The organism is Clostridium sp. 'deep sea' (genome assembly GCF_014931565.1).
GTDB lineage: Bacteria > Bacillota > UBA994 > PWPR01 > PWPR01.
In genome coordinates this window covers 860,520-882,361 of sequence record NZ_CP063353.1, presented here as the reverse complement: position 1 = coordinate 882,361, position 21,842 = coordinate 860,520, and the positions used below count along the sequence as shown (strand labels likewise).

Sequence of the window (21,842 nt, the reverse complement as noted above, 5' to 3'; positions counted from 1 at the left end):
AGAGAATGAAAATCATCACAAAGTGGGAAGAGTTAGAATTAGTAAAAGAGCCTATTACCCTTATAATAGGTAATTTCGATGGTGTACATTTAGGACACCAACAGTTAATAAAAACTGCAAAACAAATAAGTGTTAACAATGAACAAACTGTATTGTTAACTTTTAACCCGCATCCAGTGGAGTTCTTTTCAAAAAAAACATTTAGTAGGCTAACCTTAAACAGTGAGCTAAAAAACATCCTTAAAGACCTTAACTTGAGTTATTGGTTTAACTTGAATTTTAATGAAGATGTAGCTAATATGAGTCCAGCTGATTTTGTGAAAACTATTAGTAAACATTGTAATCTTCAAAATATAGTTGTAGGCTTTAACTTTAAATTTGGTAAAGGCAAACAGGGTAGTGTAAACTTATTAGCTAGTTTAGAGGAAAAATACAATTACACTTTACATGTAGTGGATGCTGTTCAATTTAGTAGTAGCAATAAAAATATAAGTAGTACCCTAATAAAAAACATGTTGCTAAGAGGTGATTTAGCATTAGCAACAGAGGCCTTAGGAAGATATTATAGCTTAACAGGTAAAGTGATACATGGTAAAAAGGTTGGTAGAAAGTTAGGTTTTCCTACAGCTAATTTAAAGGTAGCTAATGAAAAACTAATACCAGCAAACGGAGTGTACGCAGGTTTAGTGAATAAAAAAAGCCTAGCAGCCATAAGTATAGGGATTAACCCCTCTTTTAAGAATCGCGAGAGATCTATAGAGGTTTTTATATTGGAACATAATGGTGATTTATATGATCAAGAGTTAAAAATAGAGCTAACCGAATACTTAAGACCTCAAATAAAATTTGATGACAAGAATGAGTTAATACAACAGATACAGCATGATATTAATAGGATTGTAGGAGAGTAGTTTTAACCAAAACTATCGAAAATCCTGTGGCGAAGGGGTTCTCCCTCTTGATTTTGACAGAATACTTGATTTGCAAATGCAAACTTTATACCCTACAGGGGGGTTTATAAACAAAGAGGAGCAAAAAAAATGAAAACACTGTCTGTTATTCCACATGTGGGGATTGATCCACTGAGATTGGGTATGTTTCCAAATCAAATTTTTGTTGAAAATGTATCGATATCTCTACTTTGAAATAATAGCCGTTAAGTAGCGAGTTCAATTGTGGTGATTACAAATTGCAACAACCTTAGTAGTCGTCTTGCTCTGTGACATATTCATAAATAACTACAACCCAAAACATAAAAACACAATATATTTACAATGTTTTTTATGCAGGTTTTGTTTACAAATGGTAAAGTTAATGGTACAATAAATCTCGTGACCAAAATCTAGGCTACACGACTATACTCCAACGTTAGCGTGGATTTTAGGCAAATCATATAAACAGGAGGATTTTAAAATGGCTTTAACAAATGAACGAAAAAATGAAATCATTGCGGAATATCGCACACATGAAAGTGATACTGGTTCTCCAGAAGTTCAAGTTGCAATTTTATCAACACAAATAAAAGAGCTAACAGAACATTTGCGCGCACATCACAATGATAAACATTCTCGTAGAGGAATGTACAAAATGATTGGTCAACGTCGTCGTTTATTAAACTATTTACGTAAAAAAGATGTTGAACGTTATCGTAGCTTGATTAAAAGACTAGGTATACGTCGATAATAATAAAGCGGGGAAAACCCCGCTTTTTGCATACAAAAGTAAGAAAGGGTACAATGTGTATTAGGAGGGATAAGATTGAGAAAAGAATTTGTAACAAATTTAAGTGGTAGAAGACTATGTGTGGAAATTGGAGAAGTAGCTAAACAAGCAAACGGAGCTGCTTTAGTAAGATTCGATGATACAGTTGTACTAATAACAGCTACCTCATCTAATGAACCACGCGAAGGAATTGACTTTTTCCCTTTAACAGTTGATTTAGAAGAACGTTTATATGCAATAGGTAAAATTCCTGGCGGGTGGTTAAGAAGAGAAGGTCGTCCAAGTGAGCAATCAATACTTAATTCAAGGATCATTGATAGAAGTATTAGACCATTATTTCCAAAAGATTATAGAAACGATGTTCAAATAGTAGGAACTATTCTTTCTGTAGATCAAGATAATACTCCAGAGGTAGTAACTCTAATTGGTACTTCAATTGCCTTAGGTATTTCGGATATACCATTTAAAGAGATTGTTGGTGCAGTTATTATTGGTAGAGTAAATGGCGACTACATAATTAACCCAACTATTGCTCAAGATGAAGCAAGTGATTTGCACGTATTTGTAGCAGCTACTAAAGATTCAGTTTTAATGGTTGAAACAAATGCTGAAGAAGTGAGTGAAGAAGATATAGTTACAGCTATTAAGATTGCTCATGAGCAAATTGTTGAAATTATTGAGTTCCAAGAAAAAATCATTAATGAGATTGGTACTATTAAAAAAGAATTCATTGCTCCAACTATTGATGAAGCTTTAGTAGCTAGAGTTAATGAATTAGCAACAGATAAGCTGGATACTGCTTTACGTAATGTAGACAAGCTTACTCGACAGAACGCTGTAGATGCTGTTAAAACAGAAATTAAAGAAGCTTTAGCAGAAGAGTTTCCAGAAATGGAGAAAACAATCTCTAAGTTATTGGGTAAGTTAAACAAAAAGCTAATAAGATCGATGATTATTAATGAAGGTCGCCGAGTAGATGGTAGAACTATAACAGAGATTCGCCCACTAAGTACTCGCATTAGCATGTTACCTCGTACCCATGGTAGTGGACTATTTACCCGTGGACAAACCCAGGTATTATCTGTTACAACCTTAGGTACTGTAGGTGACAGTCAAAAGCTAGATGATATTGGTGCAGTTGAGAAAAAACGCTATATGCATCACTATAACTTCCCACCTTATAGTACAGGTGAAGCAAGACCAATGCGTGGACCTAAACGTCGTGAAATTGGTCATGGTGCTTTAGCAGAAAAAGCAATAGTTCCAGTATTACCAACAGAAGAGGAGTTTCCATACTCTATTCGAGTTGTGTCAGAGGTATTAGAATCTAATGGCTCTAGTTCTATGGCAAGTGTTTGTGGTAGCTCATTATCATTAATGGATGCTGGTGTACCAATTAAAAGACCAGTAGCTGGTATTGCTTTAGGATTAGTTCAAGAAGATGATAAACATGTAATTTTATCAGATATTCAAGGACTAGAAGACTTTAATGGTGATATGGACTTTAAAGTGGCAGGTACTGAAAACGGAATTACTGCTATTCAGTTAGACATTAAAATTACGGGTTTAAGTTTAGATAAATTCGCAGAAGCTCTTGAACGTGCTCGTTTAGGTAGACTTCATATATTAGGTGTTATGAATAAGGAAATCAGTGAACCAAAATCAGACTTATCTAAGTACGCACCAAGAATGTTTGTAACAAATATTCCTGTTGATAAAATAAAAGTACTTATAGGATCTGGTGGAAAAACAATCAACAAAATCATTGATGAAACAGGGGTTCAAATTGATATCCAAGAAGACGGTACAGTATACGTATCTGCTGAATCAACTGAGGCTGGTCATAGCGCATTAGAGTTAATTTCTCAAATCACAAAAGATGTAGAAGTTGGCGAGATCTATGATGGTAAAGTTAATCGTATTGAAAAATATGGTGCATTTATTGAACTACTACCTGGTAAAGATGGTTTACTTCATATCTCTGAAATGGATGTTAAACGCGTTAATAAAACCGAAGATATTGTATCTTTAGGTGATATTATTCAAGTTAAAGTAATTAACATTGATGATAGTGGTAAAATTAAATTATCTCGCAAACAGCTTTTATTAGAGCAGCAAAAAAAAGAAAGCAACGAGTAAAACTGATGACAAGTCTCGCTATTCGAGCTACAACAAAGCTCGATAGCGAACAGTTTCACCAGTATCATAAAATAAACAAGCAGACTGACTCATAAATATGAGTGCAGTCTTATGTTTTTTTAAAGCCAAAAAATAATACTTTTAGCTATTACAATAATAAATCCCAAAACTAAAACATAAATATGTATAAGAAAACTTAAACCAAAAAAATGAGGGATAGCTATGAGTAAAAAACTACTAATATTCTCCTTTATAATAACGCTGTTGCTAACAACTATTATATTTAGCTGGTGGCAAACAGCTAAAATACTATTTAATAGAGTAGAGGCGGAGGTTTTTATTGAAAACATAAATGTTGAAAAATGCACTAGGCCACAGTTAGAGCAAATAGTTGCAGAATTGGCTAAGGCTCACGAAACAAAGGCTGTGGATGCTGTTTACAATAAAAAAGAAAACACCATTGTACCCGAAATATGTGGTAGTACTGTTGATCAAATAAAAACCATAAACAACGCTTTAAAAGCAAAAAAAGGAGAAAAACTAAAGTTAGTAAAAATCTATACAAATCCAAAAATCACCTTAAAAAATTATCCTAAAGCAATAGTTCGCCAAGGAAATCCTCAAAAAAAACAAGTAACTCTTATGATAAACGTAGATTGGGGTATACCCGATCCTCTTAGCTATTTTTTATCAGTACTAAAAAGCTTTAATGTAACTACAACCTTTTGCGTAACAGGAAGAATAATAGATAAGTTTCCTGAAACAGTTGCGCAAATAGTGCTTGAGGGTCACGAGATTGCCTCACACGGCTATTACCATCACGGTAGCACTCATAACTATCACAGCATGACAAAACAAGAATTTATAGAGGATTTTACCAAAACTCAAAGTGCCTTAAAAAAAGCAGTAGATACAAAAATGATATACTATAGTCCGCCTTCTGGTATCATAAACGATAATATCCTAGATGCCGCCCTAGAGCTGAATTATAGAACAGTACTTTGGACCCACGGTTTAGATACCGTAGATTGGCGTGAACCCCCTAGTGAAAAAATAGTAAAAAAAATAACTAAAAATGCAGTAAACGGGGGAATTGTCCTAATGCACCCCAAACAGTGTACGTTAGATGCCTTACCACAGCTTTTAGAATGGTTTAAAAATAACAACTACGAGGTTGTTCCATTAAGAGAGTTATTATCACCATACAATAAAGAGGTGAAAACATGCGACTAAGTGAAATGAAAAACAAAGAAATAATAAACCTAAATGATGGCTCAAGAATAGGAATCCTAGGAGAAATGGACGTATCATTTAACCAAAAAACAGGAAAAGTAATTGCCCTAGAAATAAGCAAAGGCTCAACCCTAGGGCTACGCGACCCCTCAACGTATATAGTTCCTTGGAGTGCAATAAAAACATTTGGGGTTGATATGATATTGATAGAAATGGAGAGTACTTAGGATATCTTTTTTTCCACGGTCGCTTCCATAATCAAGCTTAGCTATGCGTTATACATAAAAAACCTGCAAACCATATACTAGTTTGAACTGATCCTCCCAAAGTAGACACGTAATTAATTAAAATTACAAGACTACAATGGGAGGTTTATAAAATGACAAGAAAATATAAATATAGTAAAGAAGAAAAAATAGCAGCATGTAAAAAATACATTGAAGGGAACATGGGATACAGAGGGGTAGCCAAGGAGTATGGTTGTAACCATATGATGCTAAGACAGTGGTGTTTGACGTATAAGATTCATGGAGAAAAAGCATTCGATCCTAAAGAAAAGAATAGACAGTATACAAAAGGATTCAAAGAATCAGTAATTAAAGAATATCAAACAGGAGAATATGGGCTGCAGGATTTAAGTGCAAAATACGATATAACATCTACAACTATTTCTAAGTGGATCAGTAAGTATTATAATGGTATAGATTTAAGAAATTATAAGACTAAAGGAGAAATCTGTACCATGAAATCTCATAAAACAACCTTTGATGAACGGTTAGAAATAGTTAAGTGGGTTATTGAGAATGGAATGAACTATAAAGAGGCTACAAAGAAGTTTAATAATGCCTACCATAATATATACAATTGGACTCAGTCTTATTTAAAAAATGGTGCAGATGGACTTAGACATCAGAAGCGTGGTCCAAAAAAATTAGAAGACATAGATTTATCTAAACTAAGTGAGGTAGAGAGATTAAAGCTTGAGCTTAAAATGGAGAGAGAGCTTAGAAAAAGACGAGAATTTGAGATTGAAGTACTCAAAAAAAAGAGGAGTTTCAAAAAAATATACTCTCTCAAAAGTAAGAAATGAATCTAGTTACAAAACAGTAAAATATTACAGTGAAAAGGGTTATAAAGTAAGCATAATCTGTAATGTCTTAGGAATCTCACGAAGTGCATATTACAAACATAGGAATAGAGAAAAATCTATAAAAGAAAAGAACGATGAATTAGTATGTACTTTAATAAAAGAGTACCATTCAACCTTTGACGGTATTCTGGGCTATAGAAGAATGACCATGTTTATAAATAGGCTTAACCATAAGTCTTATTCAAAGGGATATATTCATCGCTTAATGAAATTTCTAGGCATCAAAGCTAGAATTAGGTTGAAGAAAGTAAGTCGCAAAATAGTTGAACCCAATTACACTAAGGATAATGTGTTAGCTAGGAATTTTAAAGCAGAAAAACCAAATGAAAAATGGCTCACTGATGTAACAGAGTTTAGTATTCCTAATGACAGTCGTAAACTCTTTTTGAGTCCTATAATGGATCTATATGATAATAGCATTATTGAATATAAGTTATCCTTTAGGAATAATAACCAACTAGTGTTTAGCATGTTTGATAATGCGATAAAAAAATATCCTAATGCTAAACCAATATTTCATAGCGATAGAGGTTTTCAATACACTACAAGTCTTTTTAAGAAAAGAATTAAGGATTCTGAGATGATTCAAAGTATGTCACGTGTTGGTAAGTGTATTGACAATGGTCCAATGGAATGCTTCTTTGGCATACTTAAAACAGAGATGTTCTATGGTAAAAAGTTTAATTCATTAGAAGAGTTAAAATCTAAGATTATTAGCTATATTAAGTTTTACAATGAGAAAAGGTTTCAAAAAAAGCTAAGGTGCTTAGCGGGTATGTAAAAAATTTTGTGTCTAAAGAAACTCTAATCTGGCAATACTTAGCAAAGAGAAGCCAGAAAAGGAGTTTTTTTAATGAAAACAGCACGTCAGCAATTGCTAAGAGAGATAATTAGTGAAGGTAAACTACAAACATCAGAAGATGTGCATAACTATTTAAGAGACCTATTCAAAGATACCCTACAGGAAATGCTTGAAGTAGAGTTAGAGACAAGCTTAGGATATGAAAAAAGAGAGCGTAAGGATAAACAAACAAAGAACAAACGTAATGGCTATACCTCAAAAAAAGTAAAAACAAAATATGGGGAACTAGCAATTGAAGTACCTAGGGATCGAGATGGAGAATTTGAACCTAAGGTAGTACCTAAGCATAAACGAGATATTTCAGGTATAGAAGAAAATGTAATATCACTATATGCTAGAGGTATGTCAACAAGAGATATACATGACCAACTAAAAGACATATATGGTATAAAATTATCAGCAGAAATGGTTAGTAAAATAACAGATAAAATTATTCCTAAAATAAATGAATGGCAAAATAGACCTTTAGACGACATCTATCCATTTGTATTTATGGATGCAATTCACTATAAAGTGAGAGAAGATGGTCAAATTAAGAGTAAAGCAGCTTATGTAGTATTAGGAGTAACAATTGATGGTAAAAAAGACATATTAGGTATCTGGATAGGTGAAAATGAATCTTCAAAGTTCTGGCTAACAATACTTAATTCACTCAAGAACCGAGGAGTCAAAGATGTGCTAATATTTAGTATAGACGGGTTAAAAGGTCTAAAAGAAGCCATACAAGCCTCATATCCAAACGCTGAAGTACAAAGATGTATTATACATCAGTTAAGATACACCTTTAAATTTGTTAATTATAAGGATAGAAAAGAGTTTGCTAGAGATTTCAAACAAGTATATAGAGCAGTCAATGAAGAAGTTGCTTTTGAAACTCTTACTGAGCTAGGTGAAAAGTGGAGCAAGAAATACCCATACGCTATAACTAGTTGGGAGTCAAATTGGGATATACTATCTCCATTTTTCAAGTTTCCTTTAGCAATTAGAAGAATTATGTATACTACCAATATTATTGAGGGTGTTCATAGACAGTTTAGAAAAGTAACTAAAACTAAGTCAGTCTTTCCAACTAATAAATCACTTGAAAAAATGCTTTATTTGGCTAGTCAAAATATTATGGAAAAATGGACTACCAGATATAGGGATTGGGATAATGTCCTTAATCAGCTGATGATTTTCTATGGCGAAAGGCTTGCTGCTTTTGCTTTAAGATGAGCTTATGTCGCTTACTAAAGAATATCTTAAAAGTTACTTAGAGGTCATTTTATCTTTATCCTAAGTATATTGAAGTGAAGTTACTATTTGACCTTGGTTCTCATGCAATTGTTGATGACCAGATTTATGAGTACACAGAACAGGATATTGTTATGCATATGAGAATAACTATAGATAAGTATTTATATAATAATTCAAAAAATATTACATTCTAGCATAAATTAAATTGCCAAAATCATTTATTTTTATACATAAAATCTTTGATTTTGGCAATTCTATATTTAAATTAGTTTCTTCTTTGTTTTTGTTGTCAGATTTTAAGCAAACTTATTTAGACACAGAAATATTTACAGTCTCTGCTTAGCTCCTTTAGAGTTTAGAAGACAAGCACCTATTTGATTTTATTTATTGTCTACTTTCAATGGGTCAGTTCAGTTCGTATTATGATTTGCAGGTTTTTTACTATGCCTTTATCTAAACTCAATTCTGAAAGCCACGTAATGCCTAACGTTCAGTTGGTTAAGGTAGTTTTTTTCTACGGATGCTTCCATAATAGCTTTATCTCTACGTTTACAAAATAAAACTGTTCAAAGGCATACAACTTGGATTACCTTTATCACAGTTTTTTTCATGCCTTGATATAAAGCAATTCTGAAAGCCACGTAATGCCTAACGTTCAGATGGTTATTAACGTTTTTTTTACGGAGACTTCCATAATCATTTACTGCTATTAGAATTTTTTCTATTCCTTGAGCTGACATAATTCTGAAAGCCACGTCATAATGGCACGGTCAGTTGGTTATTTTAATTACCTCTATTATGCTTTGCTGTAGGGAATGTGCCTCTGCAATGTCATTAAGTTAAGAAATAAATTAAAATACTAATAGATTATGAGAGAGGTTTTAATAAAAACTTCTTTTTTTTTGCAAGAATCCTTGACAAATAGTTCAAAAAATGTGGCGCAGCCCTTTAGATGAAATATTTTTAAGGAGGCGCCCTATGTCTAACTACCCTTGTTTTATTAAGAGCAAACTAACATCAATTATTAATGGAATGTCACTAAATAAAGACCAGTATGTCAGAAATCCTAAATCGGATTTTACTCGTAAAAGAAAGATTTCTTTTGAAACAGTATTAAACCTGCTAATATCTATGGGGGAAGTAATTTAAATTCAGAGTTATTAAACTACTATTCCTTTAACACTAATACTCCCACTTCTTCTGCCTTTGTTCAACAACGTAATAAGGTATTACCAAAAGCTTTGGAACATATTTTTAATGTATTTACACAATCTTTCAATAACTTAAAAACCTATGATGGATATCGTTTATTGGCCTTCGATGGCTCAGATTTGCATATTCATCATAACCCAAAAACCCTTTAACATATTGTCAGACAAAAGTAACTTCTAGAGGCTATAATTTGTTGCATCTTAATACTATGTATGATCTTAAAAATAAGATGTATTTAGATGCAATTATACAACCTATTGGTATATATGATGAGCATAAGGCTTTAATTAGCATGATTGACCGCTCACAAATAAAAAGGGTCTTATGCATCGTTGATCGTGGCTTAGAAAGTTATAATAATATCGCCCATATGGATAGAAAAGGGTGGAAATACCTTGCCAGAGTCAAAGGTCCTACAAGTAATGGCATACTCAAGGGCTTAAAATTACCATCTTCTGATGAATTTGACGTTGAGTTTAATTTAATACTAACTAGAAAATTATCAAAAGTTAGAGCCAATTCAAAGCTATATAAATATATACATCACACCTCTAGCTTTAGCTACTTTGATGAAGATAAATGTCACTTCTATCCTTTTTCCTTTAGGGTTGTTCGAGTGCAAATTGAAAAAGATGTGTATCATAGTTTCATTACCAATCTTCCGACCGATGAGTTTCCCAAGTCTAAGATTAAAATGCTTTATCATATGCGTTGGGGTATTGAAACTTCTTTTCGTGAACTAAAATATTCTATTGGATTAACTGCTTTCCATGCTAAAAAGATGGATTCCATCTTCCAAGAAATTTTTGCTAGACTTACTATGTATAATTTCTGTGCTATCATTACTCTCCACACAATAATAAAACAGAAGCTTAGCAATAAACACTATTATCAAATCAATTTTACTCAAGCTATATACATTTGCAAGCGCTTTTTCTCTTGGAAAGATGAGAATCCACCTGATGTTGAAACACTTATAAAAAGATATGTTCAACCAATACGTTTAGACCGCAAGTTTTCTCGTAATGTTAAGAAAAAATCTTTTATAAGTTTCATTTATAGGATAGCTTAATTATTGTAAATGGTCAAAATATTTTAGACAGATTTTAAATCTGTCTCATTAGCATACCTTTAATTATTTAATCGACACTATCATTCATTATTCTTTTCGCATCTTTACCTAACCTTTTTACAAACTTAATGACATTGTGTGCCTCTGTGCCATTCCCAATCTCTTATTTAGAGCAACAGTAAATTAGAAGGGGTTCTCCCTCCTGAATGAGCCAAGCACACTTCATTTGCCAAAGGCAAGCTTCATACCCCCACATACACACCTATTATAGGAAAAACTACAACAAGGGTCAGTTTTAAAACTACAAATTTAATGATAATTTTGAAACTGACCCTTAGCTATCAACATATGGACTTTTAGAGCCATACTTTACTTCTCGGACTGAGAGTCTATTACCTTAAAAATTCTATCATAGAATTCATCTCCGAATAATACGTATGCTCTTTTGTCTTCAGCTAAATAATATTTTCCATTATGCTGGTACTTTTTTTTAATAATAGCGAGTGTATCAATATCAGATGGCGAACAATAAGGTACTTCAGTAAAGGAACTAATATATAGCTTTCGTATGTTTCCCTTCTTCATTTTAAAAAAGAGTTCATACTCTTTATGTAATTTTATATCACATAGTATTTCAGATTTTCTAAAAACACATAAACTACCAATAATTGGTTCATTAATATTAAAACTATTATTTGATATTGTATCTACTATTTCAATTTCATTTACGTCAATATTCAATTTAGCATAATCTATCAAATAACGGCTACGATTAAATAATAAAATACTTAATATACTTAGAATAATAATTATGCTGTAAATAATATATTTTGTACCTTTTTTTATTTTAAACATTAAGTAAGACCCTTCTGTTAATTGTTTACATTATAGTAGTTATAAAATGCTTTATCCATAATAGCGTTATTATTAATAAAAATCAGAATATACTTCTCCAATTATTATAGTAGATTAAATATTATACAATATTTATATACACTCTTGATTTAATATTTGTTTTCTATTTAAATATAGGCTAATTTTTATATTAAAATATATTATATAAATTAGTGTAAAATATGTCAAATAAGTTTATTATTATATATATACTTATGGAACATATGTAACAAAGTTATTAATATACAACCTCCAAAAACTATAAATTCATATTGAAAAACCTACCATTCTGTGTTATCATACCTATACAAAATTAATAACGGGATGTGGCGCAGCTTGGTAGCGCGTTTGACTGGGGGTCAAAAGGTCGTAGGTTCAAATCCTGTCATCCCGACCAAAAAAACAAGTAATCAAATTTTGATTACTTGTTTTTTTAATGTGCTTTAGCACGCTTCATATACCATAGGTATACTTCATGTTACAAAGTAACACTTCATGCCGAAGGCACTTCATTTTGTAAAGCAATACCCTATAGTATTTAGAGTTAATTACCAATAATGTACAATAAGAATAAGCAAGTATAAGGATTTTTATTTAATAACTGTTCAAATATTTAATAACAAGAGAGAATTGTAATTAATACTATTTTATAGCTTGTATTTCTATTTTATTTTTGATAGTAGGAAAAAAGTAAAAACGATTGAGGATACTAGTATTACAATTGAGGATATACCTCAAAAAGTAATGTAGAATATTCGTGAATTTTTGTTAAAAAAGAGTAATATGGTAGTATGGAAGATTTTAAAGATGGTATGATATAGATATTAATAAAACCATATAAAATTTTCAATAATTATAAGGAGGTACTTATTTTGAGTAATTTTATTAGAGTTGAAAACTCAAAAGAATTTTATAAGAATAACTCAATTAAAGCCTATAAATCTTTAATCCACCATACTGAATTAGATAAAACATTAGAAGTTAGACACAGAGATTATAAAATATATATTCAAAAATTTAATAAAGCAGTTGAACAACTAAATAATGAGTGGTTTGTTGAAGTAAAAAATTATAAAAATAAAACATTTTATGAAAACGCAAAAATTGTACATACACTAATAAGTAATGAAAAGCCCTTTTATTACAATCTATTTGCTGTAAAAAAAATAATATGCGAAATAGGGCATACTCCAAAAAAACCAAACTATTTTATTTTACCTAAACTCCTACAAAAGCCATTAAAAAGTAATCAAAAGTATATATTTGAAGCAAAATGGCATCATAAATTATTAGGAGTCTCAAAAGAAAGACAAAAAAAATTAGATAAATTGTTTGAAGAAGATACACAAAGATATAATGAAAAATTAAATTATTATAAAGAAATTTCCGAAGCAAATAATGAAATTAATAGAAGTTATATAGAGATACTTGAGTCATATATAAAGAGTCGAAAATTGCTAGCAAAGAAATATGACAAAATACACTCAAAGTATATAGAGCAACACTCAAAAGAGGCTATCAAAGATTACTTTATGTTAACACTTAACAATTCATCTACTTTAAATAAATTGTTTAATAAAATCGAATTTGATATAGATATTGATACTGACGATAAGGTAGCTATTGTAAGTTTTGAATTTCCTCAAGAAAATACCTTTCCTATAGAAAGGGAATATAAGTATATTAAAACTAAGAAAGAAATACGTAAGGTATGTTTTAAAGATAAAGAATTATACTCAATGATTAAAGACATATACTACAGCTTGTATATTGCAATTGCTCTTGAAATTTTACGCATAGATACACAGTTTTATATTAAAGATTTGGTCCTAAATGGTTATTATAATGGAGTTGATAAAAGAAAAGGAACAAAATTTAATGTTTGCATTATGACTTCAAAAATTAGGATAAGCGAATTTAAGGAAATAAACTTTGAGTATATTAATCCTAGAGAGACTTTTAAACACTTTTCAGGAAAAGGAATACCTGATATTAATAACATAACTAGAGTTGAACCATTACGATTTACTAATAAATCCCAATTTAAATTAATTGATTCAGATCCTATTCTCGCTCATTTATCTGCAGATACAAATCTTGCAGCAATGGACTGGAGAGATTTTGAAGTACTAATAAGAGATGTTTTTGAGCTTGAATTTAAAGAGCAAAATATTGAAATTAATAATACACAGTGCTCAAATGATGGAGGAGTTGATGTTGTAGCATTTAATAGTAATCCATACTCAGGTGGAACAATACTACTTCAAGCTAAAAGGTACACAAATATAGTAACACCTGAACCAGTACGTGCTCTTAAAGGATCAATGGACGATCATAATGCAATAAGAGGTATATTGATAACTACTTCTAAATTTGGAGAAAGTTCAAGGGAATATGCCTCTAAACACAATATTACTTTGATTGATGGAAATAAACTATTAGACTTGTTACATAAACATGGATATAGTTATCACATAGACCTTAAGCAAGCTAAATTACTTAATGCTAAGTAAACAGATAATTCAAATATCCTTATGAAAGCAATAAGCAAACATGTATTTAACACAAATAATTCTGTGTGCAACACCTATTTAAAATAATGAATTTCACTTGTATATAAATTATGTAATACTATATAGAAAAAGTAATAAATGGTTTAATTTAAACAGAGACAACGCCATAAAGTACTGTGAGAAATTACGGTAGAGTTTAACCGACTTCTAAAAGATAGAAAAGTGAGGAAAAGACTATGAAATGGCATAAATACGAAAATCAAAAAAGATATAATGATATGATTAAAAAAGGCTTAACTAACAGATATGAAGCACATGGTGGAGACTCATTTATAGTTCAGTATACTAACAATGATTTTATACATAACCTTTTCGAAAAAGTAAATAATGTATCGCCTGCAAATGTACTTGTTATAGGAACAGGCACAGGAGCAGATGCTTGTATTCTAGATAATATGGGATATAACGTAACTGCAATAGATATTATAGATGAAGCGATTAATCAAGCAAAAGCTAATGCCAAAAGCATTAACTGTAACGCTAAATTTATGCAAGATGATATTCTAAAACCAAAACATAAATACAAGAAGTATGATATTATTTTTTCAAGTTCTTGTTTACAGAGTATTGTAACTGATAAAGATAGAGCTGCCTATTATGACTTTGTAATAAAACACTTAAAGGAAAAGGGAAAACACATAATAACATCAGCTGGATATTCACCAAACAAAAACTATACAAATGATATAAGAGATAACGATACTGGTATAGTCTATTCACCAGTACCTGAGAATGTAGAACTCGCTGATATGAAAATAATAGATGGTAAACCCTATGCACCTAGTCGAAGGCATTATACTATGGTTCAGTTTCATGAAGAGTTGTTGCGGTATGGGTTTGAGGTTGAGTTTGATGGTAGTGAGGGGGTTGATGAGTGGGGGAGTTTAGTAGTTATTTGTTTGATTAATAGGTGGTTATTTCCACGGACGCTTTCATAATTGCTCCAGCTCTGCGTCTTACGCAAAAATCATCAAAATCATATATTAGTTTAAATTATGATTTTGATGATTTTTGTTATTCCTTAATCTGAAACAATTCTGTAAGCCACGGAATAATGAAGCGTTTAGTTGGTTATTCTTATTAGAATGTCATATGATATTCAAAAATTAAGAGAGATACCTTTAGGTGGCTCTTTTTTTTGTTTTAAAGGCAGGAATTGGAATGACAGTGTGTAATAGATATGTTATGAAAATATTAGAAAGGGGATAGTATCCTGTAATAGGAAAATTACAAAAATGTATATGAATCTTCTAAAGATAATTATACATGAAGATTTAACTAAAACGGTAAAAAATTTAATCAACTTTAATACCTATATGTAAGATAAGTTAAGTTTAATGTTTTTTTATACAATATTTATGTAGAGTAATCAACATACCTGATTTAAAAAAATTATAAAGATAAAAGGCATTAAAGTAGAATCTAGTCAATATAAAGTGAATGCTTAAATAAGAATTTGTTAACAAAAAATATGTGGAAATGGACTTTAGTATGAATAAAAAAATATATACTTTCATAGGAATAGTATTATCTTCAATAATACTATATCTTATAGTAAGTTATTTAAATTTTGAAGATAAATTTGTAGTGATTTCTACTTATTTAAGTTTATTAATTTCAATTGTAGTTTTGTTTAATAGTATAAGTATTAAAGAGTATACTATTAAACAGAAGAAAATAGATTTATTAAACTCCAATAAAAAAATCAAGTCAATAAAAGTTAAACTAGCTGCAATAAATGATTTACTTGGTGAGGGCAGTAAAGTTTACAAAGAAAAAGATATACTCAAAACCCAGATAAATAGTTGTATGGGGAGTTTAAACAATTTTAAAAAATTGTTTAATAAAGAAGCAAAAAATGCTATGCAAAATTTATGTTCAGATGATTTATACAGCAATGGTGATAGTTCAAAAATATGTTATTATATAGGCTTAATCTTAGCTGAAATTGAGGTGATTTGCAATGGATAAAAGCTTAATACTAGAATTAATTGATGCTATAAAAGTTAAAACAGTAGATAAAAAAATCAAATGGAAAACTATATCAACTAACTTGGATATATATTCTTCATCAAATAGAAAACTTCGAAATTATATTATAGAAAATAGTGATTATGGTAATCTATACAATAATAAAAAGGATATAGATCTTGATCTTGATAAATCATACTTTGCTGCATACAAAGATGGATATATCTATTTATTTAGTTGCAAATCTTATGAATATGGAGATTTTGTTTCTCTAGTTTTACAAAGTGAAGATAGTGATGATCTTCACCAAATAAATGAGATTGATATAAATAATGACTATAATTATGATATTTTGGTTAAACTTTCTGCACTTATGATATGTATATCACATGAAGTCAAAAATATAGAAAATTATGTAAATACAATTATAAATTCTTCTGATGAGTAATAGAATAGAAATTGATAGAGTTTATTGTTTACTGAAATCGAAGTATATAAAGCGACATCATTTAAAAAAAAGAACCAAAAAAATTAATGAAGCTGCAGATAACTATAATATTGACCCAAGTATACTTATGTCTTTGTATATTATCGAAACTTATTATAGACCATTTTATGCACGTATCTTTGAGTATATTATTCTATTTTTAGAGTGGATATTTTGTAATATATTAAACAAACCTATAAGAAATTACACTATAGGCCCTTTTCAATTAGGTATATCTAAAATATTGTTTTTTGGGAATATAAAAAAATGTGACATACATATAAGTAGTATAGATAGCCTATCATTATTTCAAGTATTTAAAATTTACAAATATTGTATACTTGAAAATAACCTAGATTTATGCTGTAAGAACATATCAATCATTCAACATAATAATAAGAGAAAATGGAGTAATAGTATAAGTAATGTAGGAAGAATAGGACAGATATATAACGGTAAAATTAGTTACGGAATTCTGCTTATGAAGTTAAGTAGTTTTATAAAAGAATATAATTTAATTCTATAGGTATTTTGCATATGCTACTATATGTGATCAGATTTTCACCCCAAGAATAAACTATACCATAAGCCAAAACAGGAGGTATAACATGAAGCTACAAGGCGTTTTTGTCCCATTAGTGACACCTTTTTTAAATGATAAAGTAGATTTTGTTTCGTACCAAAAAATGATTGACTACTACATAAATAAAGGCATAAGTGGTTTAGTTCCATTGGGGACTACGGGTGAGAGCCCTACTATTAGTGAGTATGAGTATGAAGAAATTATTGTTAACACAATGCAGTATAACAATAATCGTGTTCCTGTTTATGTAGGTATTGGTGGTAATAATACTTATAAGGTTATTAAACAAGTAGCTTTAGCTGAAAAGTATAAATTAAACGGTATTTTATCTGTTTGTCCTTATTATAATAGACCCAGCCAGGAAGGAATATATCAGCACTTTTTAAAGGTTTCCGAGTCTACCGATAGCAATATTATTGTATATAATATTCCTTATAGAACTGGTAAAAATATTGAGAATGAAACTATATATAAACTAGCAGAATTAAAGAACATAGTAGCACTTAAAGACTCTTGTGGAGACATAAAACAAACAACACAATTATTATTAAGTCCACCTAAAGATTTTTCGATTTTGACAGGTGAAGATGCTTTATTTTATACCACGCTTAATCTTGGTGGTGATGGAGGTATATTAGCTTCTTCACACATGAAAACTGAAGTATTTATACAAGTTTTTAACGCTATTAAAGATAACAATCATCAGCTAGCACTTAAAAAGTGGAAATCGATTGCTAATTTTATACCATTATTATTTGGTGAGCCTAACCCAGCACCTATTAAATACTGTTTAAATAAAATGGGTGTTATAGAGTCGAGTGAAGTAAGATTACCATTAACTGAAATATCAAATGAATTAAAGAGTAAACTAGAGCAAACGATAATATAAATAATACCAATAAAGCACCTCAAGAGGTGGCAAAAATAATTAAATCTAAATTTAACCTATAGCAACCCTGCTATTCATTATTATGTGAGTAGCAGTTTTTATTTAAGTATCTATTATAAAACAGTTATGATAAAATATAACCATAATAAAACTGCAAGGAGCAAACTATGCACCCCACAAATAAATATAAAAAAAGAATTGAAAAGTATGAAACTTTATTAAAAAAACTCAACCAAAACATAAGCTTATTAAGTCGTTTAAGATTACTAACTATTATAGCCTTAATAGCTACAGCAGCAATAACTACTGAATATAAAATGTATGATATAGCTTGGTTAACTACTGCTGGCTTTATACTAGTTTTTGCTTTTTTTGTGTTTAGACATAAAAAACTAAGAGATAGCCATAAATATCTTACTAATCTTAACGAGATAAGTAAACAGTCAATAATGAGAATTAATGGCGAGTGGACAAGCTTTAAGAATAACGGAGAAGGGTACCTTAATGAAGAACATAATTACTCTTATGACTTAGATTTATTTGGAGTTGGCTCTCTTTTTCAGCTTATAAATACTGCCAACACCTATATAGGTAAAGCTAAGCTGGCTAGTATGTTAACGAAGTATAACTTTAATAAAGAAACAATTATTAAAAAACAGCAAGCAATAAAAGAGCTGGCCTCTAAAAAATGGTGGCGTCAAAGGCTACAAGTTGAGGGTAAAATGTTTACTGAAGAGAATGTAGATACCGATTATTTAACAAACTGGGCAAATTCAAAACAAAGCTTATACACAAAACCAAGTGTTATTATTACCCTTAAGACATTACCTATTGTTACAGCAGTTACTTTAGTGTTGGCGTATTTTAGTATATGCCCAAGCTTTATTCCAGCTATTTTAGTGTCATTACAGTTTGTATTATTGATAGTTAGCATAACTAAGCGTAATAAAGAATTTACATTAATATATAAGTATCAAAAAAGCATAAAGGCGTACAGACATATATTAACCCAAATAGATAAGTGTAAATTTAAATCAAGTTACTTAAAAGAGTTAAAGGCAAAGTTAAGTAATAATAAAAATATTTCAGCTCCAAATCAGCTTAAAAAGTTGGAGCGTTTAGTTACTAGAATAGGCAACAGAAATAACCAAGCCTTTTTTCCTATTAATGGCTTAACTCTATGGGATTACCAGTGTTTAATACAGCTAGAGAAGTTTAAAAGTGAGAGTGGCTCTATGCTTAAAGATTGGTTAGTTACTATAGGTGAAATAGAGGCCTTATGTAGCTTTGCAAACATTGCTTATGAGTTTCCACAATGGCAATTCCCTGAAATAACAGATCAAGACTCAGTAATTGAGGCTAAAAATATTGCACACCCCTTATTAACCAATAAGCAGGTAGCTAATGATATTACTATGCAAAGTCCTAATGCTATATTGTTAATTACAGGATCTAATATGTCGGGTAAGAGCACCTTTTTACGTACTATAGGTATTAACTTAGTGCTGGCTTATGCTGGTGCTCCAGTGTGTGCTAGTTATTTAAAGTGTTCTGTCTTTAATATTAATACCTGTATGAGAATAAGTGATAATTTAAACAAGGGATTGTCTTCTTTTTATGCTGAGTTACTAAGAATAAAAGAGATAGTTGAGGAAACTAAAAAAGATAAACAAGTGTTCTTTTTGCTAGATGAAATATTTAAAGGAACTAATTCTTATGATAGGCATATTGGGGCAAAACGTTTAATAAAAAAACTTAAAGAGAGTGGGGCAGTGGGCTTAGTTTCTACTCACGACCTTGAGCTCGGTGATCTTCAAGAAAACCAGGTAATAAAAAATTATCATTTTCAAGAGTATTATGAGAATGATGAAATAAAATTTGATTATAAGCTCAAAAATGGAATCTCTAAAACCAGAAATGCCCTTCAATTAATGAAAATAATAGGCATAGATTAATTACAAACAGTTAACATAAAGTGTGTAAGCTTATATTATTATTTTATTCTTAATAATATAAAACCAAGATATCTTTATATAGAAATCTTGGTTTTATGTTTTTATAAACTATATTAAGACAGTATTATTACCACTGGCTTCTTTTCTTTGATTGAAAACAGTCATTACAATATACAGGTTTATCTCCAGAAGGTTTAAAAGGTACTTGAGTTTCTTTTCCACACTCAGAACAAGTTGCAGGATACATTTGGCGTTGACCACCATGACGTCCGCGGTTATTGCTCCCTCGAGATTGTCTTTTTCTTGCAGCACGACACTCAGGACATCTGCCTGGTTCGTTTGTAAAACCTTTTTCGGCATAGAACTCTTGTTCAGAAGCAGTAAACTCAAAATCTTTGCCACAGTCACGACAGGTGATAGTTTTGTCTTTATACATATTGTATCCTCCAAATTTAACAGACCATAAGGTCAAATTTGCTACAAGTATAACAAGCTTAGCAATATGAGGTAAAAGCAACTATTTATTCAATTATTATTATATCAAAAGTATTGTAAACTGCAAACAAATAAGTGATACGATTCATTTATTTTTATTAAAAACAGTTTTTTTTTGCTTACTTTATAGTTCTAACTTTAATAATACATAATACCTTATACAAGTTAGTTAAAACCAGTAAAGTTAATAGGCAATTTTATTACATTAATTAGTAGGAAATATCTTTTGTTTAGGAACCTGCCCGTTAGCTTTACGCGATAAATATTGATTTATAGAACTAACAGAGGTATTTAAGACATTTTTTTTAGTAAGTCCAACATTTTTAATAACCTCTAAGGCATTAACAAAGTTACCCACGTCTAAAAAAATATGAGCATCGCTGCCTACTGATATCATAGCATTATGTTTTTTTACCATTTTAGCTATTTCACAACAGTTTTTTTCACTGCCTCGTCGAGATACCGAAAAGGAGCTATTATTTATTTCAATAAAAACCTGTAACTCTTTAGCTGCTATTACAACTTGTTCTATGTGAATTTTATAATCGGGATTACCAGGGTGAACAATAATATCTACATAAGGATGTTTCATGGCATTAATCATTGCTCTAGTGTTTTCTTCAATACTGCCACCTGGATAACAATAATTATGAAAGCCAGCTAAAACTATGTCTAACTTTTTTAAATAGCGCTCAGGCATATCTATATTACCATCATGATCAATTATGTTACTTTCTACACCCTTTAATACCTGTACTCCAAACATTTGCTTAGGTATAACTGCAGAATTGCCAAAGTGATATAAATGAGGACCTCCAGGCATACTTGGACCATGATCAGTGATGGCAATAAGCTCTAATCCTTTATCGGCAGCTCCCTGTACCATTTCTTTAACAGTGCTGTAAGCATGACCACTAGCAACAGTATGACAATGTAAATCGGCTACTAACTTCATATGTTACCTCCTTACAATATTTATCTACTATTCTTAGTATAACTATAATGATTTAAGATTAAAATAGTCGATTAAAATATTTACATTCTTTTAACATAGGTATTGAAGTATAGGTTTAACGGGTAACAAACACAAGTTTATTATAAAAAAATAAATTAATTTTAAAAAAACTATTGACCAACACCTATATGTGATATATAATAATTCTCGCTGGTACGGGGTATAGCGCAGCTTGGTAGCGCGCCTGCCTTGGGAGCAGGAGGCCCCAGGTTCAAATCCTGGTGCCCCGACCAAAAGAAATTTCACTTAATAGGCCAATGTAGCTCAATTGGAAGAGCAGCCGACTTGTAATCGGCAGGTTGCGGGTTCGAGTCCCATCATTGGCTCCATAAAAACTACTACGTAATGTAGTAG

20 protein-coding genes, 3 tRNA genes and 1 pseudogene are annotated in these 21,842 nt (G+C 30.6%); 21 read left to right on the top strand and 3 right to left on the bottom strand.

Features of this window, described 5'->3' with window-relative positions; genetic code table 11:
* The first annotated feature begins 5 nt into the window (after positions 1 to 5).
* The 11 genes and pseudogenes from IMX26_RS04150 to IMX26_RS04100 form a co-directional block, all read left to right on the top strand.
* On the top strand, positions 6 to 911 hold the full coding sequence (locus IMX26_RS04150) for a bifunctional riboflavin kinase/FAD synthetase (RefSeq protein WP_195160425.1): 906 nt from the start codon (positions 6 to 8) through the stop codon (positions 909 to 911).
* Between the two features lie 502 nt (positions 912 to 1,413).
* Positions 1,414 to 1,683, top strand: a complete 270-nt coding sequence (gene rpsO / locus IMX26_RS04145; protein ID WP_195160424.1) for a 30S ribosomal protein S15 — start codon at positions 1,414 to 1,416, stop codon at positions 1,681 to 1,683.
* 75 nt (positions 1,684 to 1,758) lie between these two features.
* Positions 1,759 to 3,861 carry a polyribonucleotide nucleotidyltransferase gene (locus IMX26_RS04140; protein ID WP_195160423.1) on the top strand — a complete coding sequence of 701 codons (2,103 nt, stop codon included), beginning with the start codon at positions 1,759 to 1,761 and terminating at the stop codon, positions 3,859 to 3,861.
* 222 nt (positions 3,862 to 4,083) lie between these two features.
* Positions 4,084 to 5,094 carry a polysaccharide deacetylase family protein gene (locus IMX26_RS04135; protein WP_195160422.1) on the top strand — a complete coding sequence of 337 codons (1,011 nt, stop codon included), beginning with the start codon at positions 4,084 to 4,086 and terminating at the stop codon, positions 5,092 to 5,094.
* Entirely contained in the window at positions 5,085 to 5,321 is a 237-nt protein-coding gene (locus tag IMX26_RS04130) for a YlmC/YmxH family sporulation protein (protein WP_195160421.1), read from the top strand. Before IMX26_RS04135 ends, IMX26_RS04130 begins: the two co-directional genes overlap by 10 nt.
* A 152-nt stretch (positions 5,322 to 5,473) precedes the next feature.
* Positions 5,474 to 6,184 carry a helix-turn-helix domain-containing protein gene (locus tag IMX26_RS04125; RefSeq protein ID WP_195158753.1) on the top strand — a complete coding sequence of 237 codons (711 nt, stop codon included), beginning with the start codon at positions 5,474 to 5,476 and terminating at the stop codon, positions 6,182 to 6,184.
* The gene (locus IMX26_RS04120) at positions 6,123 to 7,025 is read left to right on the top strand and encodes an IS3 family transposase (RefSeq protein ID WP_195160420.1); all 903 of its coding nucleotides are present in this window, start codon (positions 6,123 to 6,125) and stop codon (positions 7,023 to 7,025) included. Before IMX26_RS04125 ends, IMX26_RS04120 begins: the two co-directional genes overlap by 62 nt.
* Positions 7,026 to 7,097: 72 nt before the next feature.
* Positions 7,098 to 8,321 (top strand): IS256 family transposase, encoded by a 1,224-nt coding sequence (locus IMX26_RS04115; RefSeq protein WP_195159639.1) that lies wholly within the window; start codon positions 7,098 to 7,100, stop codon positions 8,319 to 8,321.
* 74 nt (positions 8,322 to 8,395) lie between these two features.
* A complete protein-coding gene (locus IMX26_RS04110; protein ID WP_195159638.1) occupies positions 8,396 to 8,536 on the top strand; it encodes a hypothetical protein in 141 nt (46 codons plus the stop codon).
* A gap of 784 nt (positions 8,537 to 9,320) precedes the next feature.
* Positions 9,321 to 9,491, top strand: coding sequence for a hypothetical protein (locus IMX26_RS04105; protein WP_195160419.1), 171 nt, complete (start codon positions 9,321 to 9,323; stop codon positions 9,489 to 9,491).
* 247 nt (positions 9,492 to 9,738) lie between these two features.
* A pseudogene (locus IMX26_RS04100) lies at positions 9,739 to 10,626 on the top strand (IS4 family transposase); the annotation flags it as partial.
* A gap of 369 nt (positions 10,627 to 10,995) precedes the next feature.
* Here IMX26_RS04100 and IMX26_RS04095 read toward each other — a convergent pair.
* Positions 10,996 to 11,481, bottom strand: coding sequence for a hypothetical protein (locus IMX26_RS04095; RefSeq protein WP_195160417.1), 486 nt, complete (start codon positions 11,479 to 11,481; stop codon positions 10,996 to 10,998).
* A gap of 359 nt (positions 11,482 to 11,840) precedes the next feature.
* Between IMX26_RS04095 and IMX26_RS04090 the strand changes: the two genes are divergently transcribed.
* From IMX26_RS04090 to IMX26_RS04055, 8 genes are all read left to right on the top strand, one after another.
* Positions 11,841 to 11,917, top strand: a tRNA-Pro gene (locus IMX26_RS04090).
* Positions 11,918 to 12,392: 475 nt separating this feature from the next.
* A complete protein-coding gene (locus IMX26_RS04085) occupies positions 12,393 to 14,033 on the top strand; it encodes a restriction endonuclease (RefSeq protein ID WP_195160416.1) in 1,641 nt (546 codons plus the stop codon).
* 236 nt (positions 14,034 to 14,269) lie between these two features.
* Positions 14,270 to 15,031 (top strand): class I SAM-dependent methyltransferase, encoded by a 762-nt coding sequence (locus IMX26_RS04080; RefSeq protein WP_195160415.1) that lies wholly within the window; start codon positions 14,270 to 14,272, stop codon positions 15,029 to 15,031.
* Positions 15,032 to 15,584: 553 nt separating this feature from the next.
* Complete coding sequence (locus tag IMX26_RS04075; RefSeq protein WP_195160414.1) at positions 15,585 to 16,064, top strand: hypothetical protein; 480 nt, start codon at positions 15,585 to 15,587, stop codon at positions 16,062 to 16,064.
* Complete coding sequence (locus IMX26_RS04070; RefSeq protein ID WP_195160413.1) at positions 16,057 to 16,512, top strand: hypothetical protein; 456 nt, start codon at positions 16,057 to 16,059, stop codon at positions 16,510 to 16,512. Before IMX26_RS04075 ends, IMX26_RS04070 begins: the two co-directional genes overlap by 8 nt.
* Positions 16,505 to 17,077 (top strand): hypothetical protein, encoded by a 573-nt coding sequence (locus IMX26_RS04065; RefSeq protein ID WP_195160412.1) that lies wholly within the window; start codon positions 16,505 to 16,507, stop codon positions 17,075 to 17,077. Before IMX26_RS04070 ends, IMX26_RS04065 begins: the two co-directional genes overlap by 8 nt.
* 82 nt (positions 17,078 to 17,159) lie before the next feature.
* Positions 17,160 to 18,023 (top strand): 4-hydroxy-tetrahydrodipicolinate synthase, encoded by an 864-nt coding sequence (dapA, locus tag IMX26_RS04060; protein WP_195160411.1) that lies wholly within the window; start codon positions 17,160 to 17,162, stop codon positions 18,021 to 18,023.
* A gap of 167 nt (positions 18,024 to 18,190) precedes the next feature.
* Entirely contained in the window at positions 18,191 to 19,978 is a 1,788-nt protein-coding gene (locus IMX26_RS04055) for a MutS family DNA mismatch repair protein (protein WP_195160410.1), read from the top strand.
* Positions 19,979 to 20,105: 127 nt separating this feature from the next.
* On the opposite strand, the gene IMX26_RS04050 is transcribed toward IMX26_RS04055, so the two are convergent.
* Both IMX26_RS04050 and IMX26_RS04045 read right to left on the bottom strand, forming a co-directional pair.
* Positions 20,106 to 20,414: a zinc-ribbon domain containing protein gene (locus IMX26_RS04050; protein WP_195160409.1), complete on the bottom strand. Its 309-nt coding sequence runs from the start codon at positions 20,412 to 20,414 to the stop codon at positions 20,106 to 20,108.
* 264 nt (positions 20,415 to 20,678) lie between these two features.
* Positions 20,679 to 21,428: a phosphatase gene (locus IMX26_RS04045; protein WP_195160408.1), complete on the bottom strand. Its 750-nt coding sequence runs from the start codon at positions 21,426 to 21,428 to the stop codon at positions 20,679 to 20,681.
* 216 nt (positions 21,429 to 21,644) lie between these two features.
* On the opposite strand from IMX26_RS04045, the gene IMX26_RS04040 reads away from it, so the two are divergent.
* Together IMX26_RS04040 and IMX26_RS04035 are read left to right on the top strand one after the other, a co-directional pair.
* Positions 21,645 to 21,721 (top strand) — tRNA-Pro (locus IMX26_RS04040).
* Positions 21,722 to 21,741: 20 nt separating this feature from the next.
* Positions 21,742 to 21,817 (top strand) — tRNA-Thr (locus IMX26_RS04035).
* Positions 21,818 to 21,842: the final 25 nt, after the last annotated feature.